This is a genomic window from Micromonospora solifontis, from assembly GCF_003725545.1.
Lineage (GTDB): Bacteria > Actinomycetota > Actinomycetes > Mycobacteriales > Micromonosporaceae > Micromonospora > Micromonospora solifontis.
The window spans coordinates 1-13,654 of sequence record NZ_RJLN01000009.1 but is presented as its reverse complement, the minus strand read 5'-3'; the positions used below and the strand labels follow the sequence as shown (position 1 = coordinate 13,654).

The following is a 13,654-nucleotide window of genomic DNA, read 5'->3' as shown; positions in this document are numbered from 1 at the left end:
TGCGCTATATGTTTATAGTGGCGGGGAGCATTGCTCCCCTTTTTCTTTGCGAAAACCTTCCGCGGACGCCGGCATTCTCACGCCGCTGACGCCACCTCGGTGACCAGCGCGGCGCGCACCGCTTCCGTCAGCCGATGGCGGGCGCGCCGGTCTCGGTCAACCGGCCGTCGGCCAGCCGCAGCCAGCGGCCCACGCCGACCGCGTCCAGGAACCGCTCGTCGTGGCTCACCACGAGCAGCGCGCCCTGGTACGCGGCCAGCGCGCTCTCCAGTTGCGCGACGCTGTCCAGGTCGAGGTTGTTGGTGGGCTCGTCGAGCAGCAGCAACTGCGGCGCCGGTTCCGCGGACAGGACGCAGGCGAGGGTGGCCCGGAGGCGCTCGCCGCCGGACAGCACCCGCACCGGCAGGTGGGCACGGGGGCCGCGGAACAGGAACCGGGCCAGCAGGTTCATCCGCTCGGCGTCGGCGAGGGCCGGGGCGAAGGTGGCGAGGTTCTCCGCGACGGTGCGCTCGGGGTCGAGCAGGTCGAGCCGCTGGGACAGGTACGCCACCCGCCCCTCGGCCCGGGTCGTCGTCCCGGACACCGGCTGCTGGTCGCCGCTGATCAGCCGGAGCAGGGTGGACTTGCCGGCGCCGTTCGGTCCGGTGAGGGCGACCCGTTCCGGTCCCCGGATGGTCAGTTCGACGCCGTCGCCGGCGAACACCGGGCGCCCGTCGTAGCCGGCCTGCAGGTGCTCGCCGTGAAAGACGGTGCGCCCGGCCGGCACGGTGGTGTCGGGCAGGTCCACCATGATCCGATCGTCCTGGCGGGCGGCCCGGCTGGCCTGATCCAGGCGGGCCTGGGCGTCGCCGACCCGGTTGGCGTGGGTCTCGTTGGCCCGGGCCGCCGACACCTGCGCGTCCCGCTTCAGCCCGCCGGCCACGATCCGGGCCAGGCCGGCGTTGTTGAGGTTGCGGGCGGCCGTCGAGGCGCGGCGGGCGGCGCGTTCCCGGGCCTGCTGCATCTCCCGCCGCTGCCGTTTGAGGTCCTGCTCGGCGGTGCGGACCTGCCGCTCGGCGACCTCGCGCTCGGCGCGTACGGCCTGTTCGTAGTCGGTGTAGGTGCCGCCGTACCAGCGGATCCCACCGTGGTCGAGGGCGGCGATGCGGTCCATCTCGTCCAGCAGCGCCCGGTCGTGGCTGACCAGCAGCAGGCAGCCGCTCCAGCCGCGGACGACCGCCGTCAGCCGGTCCCGGGCGTCCCGGTCGAGGTTGTTCGTCGGCTCGTCCAGCAGCAGCACGTCCGGACGCCTGAGCAGTTGCGCGGCCAGCCCGAGGGAGACCACCTGGCCGCCGCTGAGGGTGCCCAGCCGCCGGTCCAGGGCGAGGTCACCGAGCCCCAGCCGGTCCAGCTCGGCACGGGTGCGTTCCTCCACGTCCCAGTCGTTGCCGATCGTGGTGAAGTGCTCCTCGGCGGCGTCGCCCGCCTCGATGGCGTGCAGCGCGGCGATGATCCGGTCGACGCCGAGGACCTGCGCCACCGTCCGGTCACCGGCGAAGGGCAGGTGCTGCGGCAGATAACCGAGCACGCCCCGCACCGTGACGGTGCCGCCGGTAGGGCGCAGTTCACCGGCGATCAGCCGCAGCAGCGTGGTCTTGCCGCTGCCGTTGGGTGCCACCAGACCCGTCCGGCCGGCGGGCACGGAGAAGGACAGCTCGTCGAAGACCGGAGTCTCGTCCGGCCAGGAGAAGGACAGAGAGGTACAGACGATGTAACCGTCGGACATGACAGACCTCGGAGGAAGATCCGGACGCGCAGCCGGGCGCCCGGCGGAGAACAGGGGACGACAAAGGAAGCCGCGACGACGGCGGCGCTCACGCGCCCGTCGGCGGCCGGTCCGGGCTGTCACCCGGAGATGTCGTCGTCACCTGCCACGATCGCTCCGATCCTCGGGACTCGGCCAACGATAGCTCATCCCTGGCGCTCGGGAGGGGCATGCCGGCACCCGCCGAGCGGCTCGACGTGTTCTACTTCCGCCATGCGGGTGGAGGACGACATGGTCATCCCGGCGGGTTCACGGGCGGGCGAAGCGACGCCGAGCGGCCGCGCGGAGGAATCCGAGCCGGAGTGGGTCGACCCCGAGCGGCTGGTGTTCTTCTCGGACGCGGTGGTCGCCATCGCGATCACGTTGCTGGCGTTGGAGCTGCCCGTACCGGCGGGCGAAACGAACACCGCGCTGTGGCACGAGCTGGCTCGCCACGTCGACGAGTACGTGGCCTTCCTGATCAGCTTCGCGGTGATCGGGGGCCACTGGTTCCTGCACCACCGGACGTTCGGTCATGTGGCCAGGCTGAGCGGCCGGCTGGTGCGCTGGAACATGCTGTGGCTGCTCATGATCGTGCTGACGCCGTTCGTCACCAAGGTGATCGTCGGGGACGGGGCTTTCGCCGCACGGTTCACCCTCTACGCGGCGGTCCAGGCGCTCGCCTCCCTCGCCTTCCTGCTGGCCGTCGTCGAGATGGACCGGCACGGGCTGGCCCGGGCGGGCACCCCGCGCTCGCTGTTCAGCAACGGCTACCGGATGCTGTCGATCGCGGCCGGCGCGTTCGCGGTGTCCATCCCGCTGGCCTTCGTCACGCACTGGGCGTACGCGTGCTGGGCGGCCGTCCCGGTCGCCGCGCGGGTACGGCGGCTCGCCGACGCGGCACGGCGTCGGTAGCTCACCCGGCCCGGGTTGTCACCCTTTCGGGTCGCTGACCGGCGTTTCCCGGATCACCACCATCCGCTGGCGAAATCGAGCAGGGGCGGACTGTCACAGCCCGGACGCCTGTCCGGTCGTACCGGAGGAGAGGGCATCCCTCAGCCGGAACCAGAGAGGTCACGAACATGAAGATCGCCGTCATCGGTGGCACCGGGCGCATCGGATCGCAGGTCGTCAGGATCCTGAACGAGAGCGGGCACGAGGCCGTGCCGCACTCCCCCTCGACCGGGGTCGACCTGCTCAGCGGAAAGGGCCTGGCCGAGGCGCTCAAGGGCGCGGACGTGGTCGTCAACCTGACGAACTCGCCGACCTTCGACGAGGCCTCACCCGCGTACTTCCAGACCACGATGGACAACCTGCTCGCGGCCGCCGAGGCCGCCGGCGTGGGCCACGCCGTCGTCCTGTCGATCGTGGGCGCGGACGAGGTGCCGGACCTGGTCTACTACCGCGCGAAGGTGCTCCAGGAGGACATCCTGAAGGCCGGCCCGGTGCCGTACTCGATCGTCCGCTCCACGCAGTTCTTCGAGTTCATGGACGCGGTGCTGACCTGGACCGCCGACAAGAAGACGGTCCGCCTGCCCGCCACGCCCATCCAGCCGATCGCCGCGGCCGACGTCGCCCAGGCCGTGGCCGACGTCAGCGCCGGCGCCCCGCTGCAGGGCACCCGCGAGATCGCCGGACCGGAGGTCTTCGCGCTCGACGAGCTGGGCAGGATCACTCTCGCCGCGCACGGCGACCAGCGCACCGTCGTCACCGACGACAGCGCCGGCATGTTCGCCGCCGCGTCGGGCGACGCCCTCGTCGCCAACGACGGCGCCGTGATCTTCAAGACCTCCTACCGGGACTGGCTGGCGCGCTGACCCGGTCGGGCCCGCACGGCCTCCGTCGTGCGGGCCCGCGTTTCGGCGATGCCAGGCGCGGAAACCGGCCACCCGGCGGTGAGCCGGCGGGGTCCCATGCTGCGACCAGGCGGGTCAGGCCGGGACGGAGATCGCGCCGATCTTGTCCGGGTTCACCATCCACAACACCTGCTCGATACCCTCGGCCGAGGCGCTTACCGTGATCAACCCGTACACCTTGCCGTCGCGCCGGAGCACGGCGGACGTCTGGCCGTTCGTGTCCGCCCAGCCGACGTCCACCCCGTCCCAGAACCAGCTGGAGATCGCGGTCAGGAACCTCGCCACCCGCGTTCCTCCCACCACCGGCTGGCGCGCGACCCGGTACGCGCCGTTGCCGTCGGACAGGCTGGCCACGTCGGCCGTGAGGAGCCGCTCCAACGCGGTGAGGTCGCCGGAGCGGGCGGCCACGATGAACGTGGTCAGCAACTCCCGCTGGGCGGCCGCGCTCACCGGCGTACGCCGCTCGCCGGCCATGTGTCGGCGCGCCCTGCTCACCAACTGGCGCACGGCGGGCTCGGTCGACCGCAGGATGTCGGCGATCTGCGCGTACGGGTAGTCGAAGGCCTCCCGCAGGACGTAGGCGGCACGTTCGTTGGGCGTGAGCTTCTCCATCAGCAGCAGGGCGGCGAACTCCAGGGCTTCACCGCGCTCGGCCCCGAGGTACGGGTCCGCGCCGGTGTCGACGGGTTCGGGCAGCCACGGCCCGACGTACGTCTCGCGCCGCACCCGCGCCGACTGGAGCGTGTTGATGGCCAGCCTGGTCGTCGTCGTCGCGAGGAACGCGGCCGGGTTGACCACCGCGCCCCGGTCGGTGGCCTGCCACCGCAGCCACACCTCCTGCACCAGGTCCTCGGCCTCGCTGGCGCTGCTCAGCATGCGGTACGCGATGCCGAACAGGCGTGGCCGAATGCCGGTGAAGACGGCCACGGCCTCCTCGAGGTCATCCGCACCGACCGGTTTCCGGCCCGCTCCGGAGTCCACCACCGCCCGCCCCCGTCCGATCATGTCCCGGCCGCCTGCCACGACGCCCATCGTCGGTCGCACCGCCCGCGATTGCCAACGTCCGGGCCGTGGCAGTGACGCAGCCGACCGCGGTGTCACGGATTCCGCGGCTGCCCGGTCTGGGCTGGATGCACGATGCAGGTATCGAAGCGAGAAGGGCGGCGTGGTGACGACCAGTCGACTGGAGGCGTTCAGTGACGGGGTGCTTGCCATCATCATCACGATCATGGTGCTCGAACTGCGGGTGCCGGAGGGGCACGACCTCGCCGACCTCGTCCACACGACCGGCGTCGGGCTGCTGACCTATCTCCTCACCTTCGTCTACGTCGGCATCTACTGGAACAACCACCACCACATGTTCCACCTGGTGGAGCGGGTCGGGGGCGGGGTGCTGTGGGCGAACCTGGCACTGCTGTTCTGCCTGTCGCTGTTTCCGTTCACGACGGCCTGGGTGGACGATTCGAGGTTCGCGCGGACCCCGGTCGTCCTCTACGGCGTGAACCTGCTCGCCGCCGCCGTCGCGTACTACGTGCTGCAGCAGGTGATCATCCGGCGGCAGGGTGCGGGGTCGCCGCTGCGCCGGGCCATCGGCGCCGACATCAAGGGCAAGGCCTCCCCGGCGTTGCTCGTCATCGGGATTCTCAGCGCCCTGACGATCGACCGGCGTGGGCAGGTCGGGGTCGGGATCGCCCTGGCCTGCTTCGTCGTCGTCGCGATCATGTGGGTCGTCCCCGACCGCCGCATCGACCGGGTGGTCCGCGAGCACGAGACCGCGGCGTGAGAACGGGACGGATCGTCGGGTGACGAGCGCTACCGGACCGTCAGCGGGGTCGGTGGCGTTCCGGTTCGTCCTGCTCATGGGGTTCGTCGACCTGTTCGGTGACACCGTCTACTCCGGTGGCGCGAGCATGAACGGCTTGTTCCTCGCGTCGGTCGGCGCGGGCGCCGCCGTGATCAGCGTCGTCGGCGGGCTCAGCGAGTTCCTGAACTATCTCACCCGTGGGGTGTCCGGGTATCTCGGCGACCGGATACGCCGGCGCTGGCCCCTGGTCTTCGCGGGCTACGCCGTCAACCTGCTCGCCGTGCCGGCGCTCGCCCTCGCCGGGCACTGGCCGGTCGCCGCCGGGCTGATCATGGTGCAGGGCATCGGGCGTGGGGTCCGCAAGCCGCTCGTGCAGACCATGCTGTCCTACACGACCCGCCGCTACGGCAAGGGGCGGGTGTACGGGGTGAACACGGCGCTGGATCACACGGGACGCACGCTCGGGCCGCTGGTCGTCGCCGGAGTGCTCCTCCTCACGGGTGCCTTCCGGACGTCGTACGCGCTGCTCGCCGTCCCGGCCGTGCTGGCGTTGATCACGTTGACGGTCGCGCGGATCCGGTTTCCCGCCCCCGCCGCGCTGGAACAGCACCGCCCGACAGCGACGACCGAGGGCTTCACCCGTGCCTACTGGCTCTACCTGACGGCGGGGGCGTGCTTCGCGGCCGGCCTGATGAACTTCGAGCTGATCTCGTTCCACCTGGCCAGGGGCGGTGCGACACGCGGCAACGTGCCGCTCTTCCTCGCGCTGGCCACGGGCGTCGGCGCGCTGGCCAGTCTCGGCCTCGGCAGGCTGTTCGACCGCATCGGCCTGCCGGTGGTCGTCACGGCCGTGCTCGCCACCGCCGCGTTCTCACCGTTCGTGTTCCTCCTGCCCGTTCAGTTCGCGCTCGCCGGGATGGCGCTCTGGGGCATCGGGCAGGCGACCCAGGACAGCCTGCTCACCGCCCTCGTCGCCGGCGTCCTGCCGCGCGGGCGGCGCAACCTGGCGTTCGGCCTCTACTACGCCGGGTACGGCGGGGGCTGGGTGGTCGGCGCCGTGACGGCGGGTCTGCTCTACGAGCGTTCCCGTGTCGCGCTCGTGGCGTTCGCAGCCGGCGTGCAACTGGCGTCCGTGCCGATCTTCCTGGCTGCCCGGCGACGACCGGACCACCGGTCAGCCGGACGATCGACCGCATGACGGTGCCGACACGGTCGCTGTCGCACCGTCGGTACGCCCGACGCGGCGCCCCGCTGGATCCGCGGTCCGGGCGTGGGCACCGCCGGCCGCCCCGGCAGTCCCGAACGGCTCGGCTGCCGGGACGGCTCGGCGGCGGCGCGCGACGGCGGCCGAGCCGCACGCCGCGCGACGACGGACGGATCAGGGCGTCACCACTCGGCCGCCGAAGGTCACGACCAGGCGGCCGTCGGAGGCGAAGGACCAGCCCAGGGCGCCGGAGTAGGTGGCGCACCGGGAGCCGTTGGAGCCCATCCAGAACTGGTTCGAGCTGTCGGCGTTGCCCACGATCTTGTCGTTCGACCCGCTGCCGCTGCGGCACGAGACGTTGTTGCGGAACACCGAGGTGCCGGCGTCGAACGAGAAGTTGCGCTCGGTGTTGTCGATGCTCACGTTGTTCGAGATCGACATCGTGCCGGGGTTGCGGTTGTAGGTGAAGCCGTGCTTGCCGTTCCGGTAGGCGATGTTGCGCTGGATGATGTGGTTGACCGGGATGTCCTCGCCGCCGAGCTTGTAGCCGTTGCGGTCCCCGTTGCCGTTCTGGGTGCCGTTGCTGAGCGTGCCGTTGTTGTAGGAGAGGGAGTCCTCGATGGTGACCGGCCCGATCGCGCCCGTGTCGCTCTTCGTGTAGAGGTCCCAGCCGTCGTCGATGTTGTTGTGGGACACCGCGTAGCGGAAGACGTTGCCGCTGCCGACGGTGAGCTTGGCGGCGAAACCGTCGGCGTCCTCGCCGTCGGAGTCGGCGTTGTCGTGCGATTCGACGCTGACCATGAGGTTGTTGGCGGGCCACTGGTCACGGGGCGTGCTGGAGGATATCCGCCCCAACTGCAGGCCGGTGTCGCGGTTGAACCGGGTCACCGTCCGCTCGATGATGTTGTTGCTGCCGCCGACGAAGATGCCGTTGTCACCGGCCCGCTCGACGACGAGCCCGGAGACGTGCCAGTACGAGCCGTTCAGGGCGAGGCCCCGGTTGGCCGCGTCCTCGGTCATCGCCGAGAAGTTCAGGATCGGCGTCTCACCCGGGTACGCGAACAGATTCTTGCGGGCGCTCGCGGTGCCGTTGTTGCCCTGCGCGATGGTGACCGTCTGCGCCAGGTTGTAGGTCCCGCCTCGCAGGTAGACGGTCCCGCCCGCGCCGACCCGGGTGATCGCCGAGGCCAGTGTGGTCGGGTTCGACTGGGTTCCGGCCGCGCTCGCGCTGCCGTTCGGCGAGGCGTACACCGCGCCGCTGGTCGGCGGCGGGGTGGTCGGCGGCGGAGTGGTCGGCGGCGGCGTGGTCGGCGGCGGCGTGGTGGGCGGTGCGCTGGTCGGCGGCGTGCCGGTGGTGGGGGTGACCCCGCCGGTGCAGGGGACGCCGTTGACCGCGAAGCTGGTCGGGGTCGGGTTGCTGCTGTTGTTCCAGGTGCCGTTGAAGCCGAACGAGACCGTCGCGTTGGTGGCGAGGTTGCCGTTGTAGCTGACGTTCGCCGCCCGTACCGCGCTGCCGCTCTGCGTGAAGTCGGCGTTCCAGCCCTGGCTGACGGTCTGACCGGCGCCGAAGGACCAGGTGACCGCCCAGGAGCTGAGCGGGTCGCCGAGGTTGGTGAGGTTGACGTTCGCGGTGAAGCCACCGGACCACTGGGTGGACACGGTGTAGTCGACGCGGCAGCCGACGGCCGCCTGGGCCGCCGTCGCGGTGAGCACCACGCCCGTCGCGGCGAGCGACGCCGCCGCGAGCGTGGCGAGCCACGACGCCGTACGGCGCTGTCGATAGATCATGGTCTTACTCCTGCGGGTCGGTGTGGCAGAGCCCCCGCCAGGGGACCGACACCGGTGCCCGGCCGATGTCGAGGCGGGCCTTCCTACCCGGACGTCCATCGTCGATGGACCCTTCGCGCCGGACCGGCTCACTGGCCTGGCACGCCGTACGGCTTCGGAGGCGAGTGGAACGCCGCCGGACCGAACGGTCGGTGCCGCAGAGGTGGGTAAGCGCTTTCCGGGCAGCGTACTGACATATCTCTATGCGGTCAATCGGGTCACGCCCAGCTGATCCGCTGGCGCAGCAGCGACTGCTCGGCCGGGTTCGCGGTCAGCGCCAGCGCCCGCGCGTCGGCCGCCCGGGCCGCGTCGGCGCGGCCAAGTTCGCGCAGCAGCTCGGCCCGGGTGGCGTGCCAGAGGTGGTAACCGGACAGCGGTTCGGCGAGGTCCTCGACCGCGGCCAGTGCCGCCCGCGGCCCGGCCACGCCGCGCAGCGCCACGGCGCGGTGCAGCTTCGTCACGGGTCAGTGCCGGCGCCAGGCGGTCACGCCCGCCGCGGTGGCGGCCAGCCCAGCGGCGGCGACCAGGCGGTGCCGGGACAGCCAGGCCTGCGGGCTGTGGCTGTGCGAGCGGCCGGTGAACTCGCCCCGCGCGCCGTAGTCGTGCCCGCCCGGCCCGTCCAGCGGGTGCCAGAGGTTGTTCGGCCGGTCGTGGTCGGCCGGCCGGGCGGTCTGCTGCGACTTGTAGCCCGTCCGGGCCAGGTAGCGGTCGAGCAGCCCCGGCACCACGCGGTTGGCGAGGATGGTCAGCACGGTGGACGCGCCGACCCAGTACTCCCGGCGGCGGGGCCGGTCGGCGGCGCCGACGATCGCCCGGGCGGCGACCTCCGGCTCGTAGATCGGCGGCACCGGTTCGGCGTGCCGGGGCAGCCGGGAGAGCAGCCAGTCGAACTGCGGGGTGTTCACCGCCGGCAGGTGCACCATCGTGACCTGCACCTGGCTGCCCTCGTGCAGCAGCTCGCAGCGCAGCGACTCGGTGAAGCCGACGATCGCGTGCTTCGCGCCGCAGTAGGCCGCCTGCAGCGGGATGCCGCGGTAGGCCAACGCCGATCCGACCTGCACGATCGTCCCCCGGTTGCGGGACGTCATGTACGACAGCGCCACCCGGGTGCCGTGCACGTACCCCAGATAGGTGACCTCCATGGCGCGGCGGAACTCCTCCGGCCGGGTCTCCTGGAACGGCGCGAAGACGGAGCTGAACGCGTCGTTGATCCACAGGTCGGTCGGTCCGAGTTCCGCCTCGATCCGCCGGCCGGCGGCGACCACCTGGTCGTAGTCGGCCATGTCGACCTCGATCGGCAGCGGCCGGCTGCCGGCGGCCCGCACCTCCTCGGCCGCCGCGTCCAAGCCGACCCGTCCCCGGGCCAGCAGCGCGATGGCGATCCCGCGCCGGGCGAGCAGCCGGGCGGTCGCCCGGCCGACCCCCGCGCTCGCCCCGGTCACCACCGCCACCCGGATGTTCCGTCCATGCCCGGCCATCTCGCCTCCCGTCTCGTGCTCTCCATCGGGCACTACCCACCTGCGGCCCACCCAGTCACCGGACGGGGCCGGATGTGCCGGTACGTCCGTCTCGACGGGTTCGGCCAGGCGCGACCGGTGACCGCGGGCGGTCGGGAAGGCAGCGGCCGGAACGTGTCAGGCGGAGGCAGACGGGTATCCGCGGCGACACGGATGCCGACGAGCCGAGAGGCACCTGAGATGCCGAACCCCGTCCCGCACACCCCCTGAGCCGCGGCATGCCGGGCGAGGACGTCAACCCGAACACCGGCGCCAGGCCGGCCGTGCTGCGCGACTACGCGCTGCTCGCCGACGGACACCGGGGTGCGCTGATCGGGCCGGCCGGGGACGTGGCGTGGCTGTGCGCCCCGGGCTGGTCCGACCCGGCGGTGTTCAGCGCGTTGCTCGGCGGGGCCGGCCGATACCTGGTCACCCCGACGACGGGACGCTTCGTCTGGGGCGGGCACTACGAGCCGGGGTCGCTGATCTGGCGCAGCAGGTGGGTCACCGGGGACGGCATCATCGAGTCCCGGGAGGCCCTGGTCTTCCCCGGCGAGGCGGAGAAGCTGGTGCTGCTGCGCCAGGTCCGCGCCCTGGACCGGCCGGCCCGGGTGCGGGTGGTGCTGGATCCGCGGGCCGACTTCGGCCGGCAGCCGGTCCGCGACGTGACCCGCGACGGCGACCGGTGGCTGGCCCGCACCGGCGGGCTCCACCTGCGGTTCCACGGCGGGGCGGGGCTGCGCCGGGACCGGCACGGCTTCCTCACCGGTGAGCTGACCGTGCCGGCCGGCGGTCGGCACGACCTGGTGCTGGAACTGGCCGCCGTCAGGCTGGAGCAACCGTGCCAGCCGGCCGGGGAGCTGTGGCGGATCACCCAGCACCACTGGGCGTCGGTGGTCCCGTCGCTGGCCGGACCGGTCCGGCGCGACGCCGTCCTGGCCTACGCGGTGCTGCGCGGGATGACCCGCCCGGGCGGCGGCATGGTGGCCGCCGCCACCACCGCCCTGCCGGAGCGGGCGATGGCCGGGCGCAACTACGACTACCGGTACGCGTGGATCCGCGACCAGTCCTACGCCGGCCAGGCCTCGGCCCTGGTCGGCCGCTTCGACCTGCTCGACGACGCGGTCGCGTTCCTCACCGAGCGGGTGCTGGCCGACGGCGACCGCCTCGCCCCGGCGTACACGGTCGACGGCGATCCGGTGCCGCACGAGGAGCGGCTGGCCGAGCTGCCCGGCTATCCGGGCGCACACGCGCGGACCGGCAACTGGGTGAGTGGTCAGTTCCAGCTGGACGCCTATGGCGAGGTGCTCATGGTGCTGGCCGCCGCGCAGCGGCACGACCGGCTGGACAGCGACGCCCGGCACGCCATGGAGACGGCCGCCGCCGCGATCGGCCGGCGCTGGTCGCAGCCGGACTCGGGCATCTGGGAGCTGCCGCCGCGGCAGTGGACCCATTCGAAGCTGACCTGCGTGGCGGGGCTACGGGCCGCGGCCGGGGTCGCCACGCCGAGGCTGGCAGCGGGCTGGTCGGCGCTGGCCGACCGGATCCTCGCCGACGTCTCCGCCCACGGCCTCTCGCCCGACGGCCGCTGGCAGCGGGCCTACGACGACGACCGGGTGGACGCGGCGCTGCTGCTGCCCGGCATCCGGGGCGCGCTCCCGCCGCAGGATCCGCGCACCGAGCGGACCCGCCGGGCGGTCCTCGCGGAGCTGGCCCAGGACGGCTACCTGTACCGGTTCCGCCCGGACCGGCGCCCGCTCGGCGATGCCGAGGGCGCGTTCCTGCTCTGCGGGTTCGCCGCCGCCCTGGCCGCCTGGCAGGCGGGGGACCCGGTGGCGGCCAACCGGTGGTTCGAACGCAACCGGGCGGCGTGCGGGCCGCCCGGCCTCTACACCGAGGAGTACGACGTACGCCAGCGGCAACTGCGCGGCAACGTACCCCAGGGTTTCGTGCACGCGTTGATGCTGGAGACGGCCGCGACGCTCCGCCAGGTCGACCCCTGCTACTGACCGTGCCAACCACCGGCCGGAACCTGCGATCGGGGCGAGGCTTCACGACGCTCCCCCTCGGCCGGCGACGAGGGCGCCCAGAAGCGCCCAACCGGCGGCGACGGCCGCGTTCGCCAGGGCGGCGGACCGCTGGCGACGGTCGACGGCGGCGAGGGCGAGCGCCGTGAGGGAGTGCAGGCCGTCCACGGCCGCGCCGGCGGCGAACACTCCCGGCGTGGGCCGGCGGACGGTCACCGCGGCCTGCACCAGATGCCGGGCCCCGAGCACCCGCAGCGTCACCACCGCCGTGGTGGTGGCCGGGCCGACCGGCCGCAGCAGCGCACGGGGCGCGAGCAGCAGCAGGGCGCCCCAGGCCGACCGGGCCGCGACCGTCACGCCGCGCAGCGGCTCGGCCCGGTCCGCCATCTCAGGCCACCCGGTACTGCTGCGCCTGGTCGGCCCGGAAGTCCAGGCCGTTGCCGGGCCGGTCCAGCGGCACGGGCGCGGCGCCACCGGTGGCCGGCGCGGCGCCGTCGAAGAGCATCGACTCGATGCGTACGTGGTCGTGGAACCACTCGATGTGGCGCAGGTTGGGGGTGGCGGCGGCGACCGGCAGGTGCTGGTGCGGGGCGCAGTGCGCGGACACCTCCAGGCCGGCCGCCGCGGCCACCGCGGCCGCCCGCAGGAACTCGCTGATCCCGCCGCACCGCGTGACGTCGATCTGCAGGCAGTCCACGTACGGGGCCATCCGGTGGAAGTAGACCAGGTCGAAGCCGTACTCGCCGGCCGCCACGTCCGGCGCGACGTGGTCGCGGATCAGGCCGAGGCCGGGCAGGTCGTCGGAGCTGACCGGTTCCTCGTACCAGCGCACGTCCAGGTCCGCCGCGGCGTGTGCGACCCGGATCGCCTGCTTGCGCTGGTAGGCGCCGTTGGCGTCGACGTACAGCTCGGCGTCCTCGCCGATGGTGCGCCGGGCCGCGGCCATCCGGGCCAGGTCGCGGGGCACCTCCGTGCCGCACGACCCGCCGATCTTGATCTTCACCCGGGGGATGCCCTGCTCGTGCACCCAGCCGGCGAGTTGCCGGTGCTGCCGCGCCTCGTCGTAGGTGGTGAAGCCGCCGCTGCCGTACACCGGCACCTGCCGGCGGACGGTGCCGAGCAGCCGGGCGAGGGACAGGCCGTGCCGGCGGGCCTTGAGGTCCCAGATCGCGCAGTCGGCGGCCGACAGGGCGAGCCCGGCAACCCCCGGCCGGCCGGCGTTGCGCAGCCGGCGCCGCATGGCCGTCCAGGCCGCCGGCACGTCGTCCGGATCGAGGTCGGTCACCACCGGGGCGAACAGGTCCGCCACCACCGGCACGACCGCCGGTGGCCCGTAGGTCCAGCCCAGGCCGGTGTGCCCGTCGGCCTCGGCCCGGACCAGCACCAGCGTGGTGCTGCTCCAGGCCAGGGTGCCGTCGCCCTCCGGGGCGTCGGTGGGGATCCGGTAGGCCTCGGCGGCGAGCCGCAGCCCGGTCATCGCGACCACCGGCGGACGAGCGCGGCCACGGGGGCCAGCGCGGCGGCCGCGACCAGACCCGCCGCCGTCCAGCGGGCGACCGCCGAAGGTGGTTGCGGCCGCTCGCCCCAGCTCTGTTCCGGGCGGCGGGGCACCGCCTCGCCGTGCAGGCCGGCGCGGAGCAGTTCGGCCAGGTGGATG

13 protein-coding genes are annotated in these 13,654 nt (G+C 73.0%); 5 read left to right on the top strand and 8 right to left on the bottom strand.

Annotation, left to right across the window (positions count from 1 at the left end; all coding sequences use genetic code 11):
* Positions 1 to 127: 127 nt before the first annotated feature.
* Entirely contained in the window at positions 128 to 1,765 is a 1,638-nt protein-coding gene (gene abc-f / locus EFE23_RS05115) for a ribosomal protection-like ABC-F family protein (protein WP_123239720.1), read from the bottom strand.
* A 252-nt stretch (positions 1,766 to 2,017) separates the two neighbouring features.
* Here abc-f and EFE23_RS05110 point away from each other — a divergent pair, with 252 nt between their 5' ends.
* Both EFE23_RS05110 and EFE23_RS05105 read left to right on the top strand, forming a co-directional pair.
* Positions 2,018 to 2,698, top strand: coding sequence for a TMEM175 family protein (locus tag EFE23_RS05110; RefSeq protein ID WP_199736934.1), 681 nt, complete (start codon positions 2,018 to 2,020; stop codon positions 2,696 to 2,698).
* A 167-nt stretch (positions 2,699 to 2,865) separates the two neighbouring features.
* Positions 2,866 to 3,600 (top strand): SDR family oxidoreductase, encoded by a 735-nt coding sequence (locus EFE23_RS05105; protein ID WP_123239719.1) that lies wholly within the window; start codon positions 2,866 to 2,868, stop codon positions 3,598 to 3,600.
* A 114-nt stretch (positions 3,601 to 3,714) separates the two neighbouring features.
* Here EFE23_RS05105 and EFE23_RS05100 read toward each other — a convergent pair whose 3' ends face one another.
* The gene (locus tag EFE23_RS05100) at positions 3,715 to 4,566 is read right to left on the bottom strand and encodes an RNA polymerase sigma-70 factor (protein ID WP_233600873.1); all 852 of its coding nucleotides are present in this window, start codon (positions 4,564 to 4,566) and stop codon (positions 3,715 to 3,717) included.
* Between the two features lie 241 nt (positions 4,567 to 4,807).
* On the opposite strand from EFE23_RS05100, the gene EFE23_RS05095 reads away from it, so the two are divergent.
* Positions 4,808 to 5,422: a TMEM175 family protein gene (locus EFE23_RS05095; protein ID WP_123239758.1), complete on the top strand. Its 615-nt coding sequence runs from the start codon at positions 4,808 to 4,810 to the stop codon at positions 5,420 to 5,422.
* A gap of 19 nt (positions 5,423 to 5,441) precedes the next feature.
* Positions 5,442 to 6,641 carry an MFS transporter gene (locus tag EFE23_RS05090; RefSeq protein ID WP_199736933.1) on the top strand — a complete coding sequence of 400 codons (1,200 nt, stop codon included), beginning with the start codon at positions 5,442 to 5,444 and terminating at the stop codon, positions 6,639 to 6,641.
* 180 nt (positions 6,642 to 6,821) lie between these two features.
* Here EFE23_RS05090 and EFE23_RS05085 read toward each other — a convergent pair whose 3' ends face one another.
* The 3 genes from EFE23_RS05085 to EFE23_RS05075 form a co-directional block, all read right to left on the bottom strand.
* On the bottom strand, positions 6,822 to 8,435 hold the full coding sequence (locus tag EFE23_RS05085; RefSeq protein WP_123239717.1) for a cellulose-binding domain-containing protein: 1,614 nt from the start codon (positions 8,433 to 8,435) through the stop codon (positions 6,822 to 6,824).
* A gap of 257 nt (positions 8,436 to 8,692) precedes the next feature.
* Positions 8,693 to 8,935, bottom strand: coding sequence for a hypothetical protein (locus EFE23_RS05080; RefSeq protein WP_233600872.1), 243 nt, complete (start codon positions 8,933 to 8,935; stop codon positions 8,693 to 8,695).
* A 3-nt stretch (positions 8,936 to 8,938) separates the two neighbouring features.
* Positions 8,939 to 9,952: an SDR family oxidoreductase gene (locus tag EFE23_RS05075; protein WP_123239716.1), complete on the bottom strand. Its 1,014-nt coding sequence runs from the start codon at positions 9,950 to 9,952 to the stop codon at positions 8,939 to 8,941.
* A 257-nt stretch (positions 9,953 to 10,209) separates the two neighbouring features.
* Here EFE23_RS05075 and EFE23_RS05070 point away from each other — a divergent pair, with 257 nt between their 5' ends.
* Positions 10,210 to 11,979, top strand: coding sequence for a glycoside hydrolase family 15 protein (locus EFE23_RS05070; protein WP_123239715.1), 1,770 nt, complete (start codon positions 10,210 to 10,212; stop codon positions 11,977 to 11,979).
* Between the two features lie 42 nt (positions 11,980 to 12,021).
* Here the strand turns inward: EFE23_RS05070 and EFE23_RS05065 are convergent, their stop codons facing one another.
* The 3 genes from EFE23_RS05065 to EFE23_RS05055 form a co-directional block, all read right to left on the bottom strand.
* Entirely contained in the window at positions 12,022 to 12,384 is a 363-nt protein-coding gene (locus tag EFE23_RS05065; RefSeq protein WP_123239714.1) for a hypothetical protein, read from the bottom strand.
* Between the two features lies 1 nt (position 12,385).
* Positions 12,386 to 13,474 (bottom strand): enolase C-terminal domain-like protein, encoded by a 1,089-nt coding sequence (locus EFE23_RS05060; protein WP_123239755.1) that lies wholly within the window; start codon positions 13,472 to 13,474, stop codon positions 12,386 to 12,388.
* Positions 13,471 to 13,654, bottom strand: a 184-nt coding sequence (locus EFE23_RS05055; RefSeq protein WP_148058412.1) for a hypothetical protein, incomplete at its 5' end; no start/stop codon positions are given. The genes EFE23_RS05060 and EFE23_RS05055, both read right to left, overlap by 4 nt.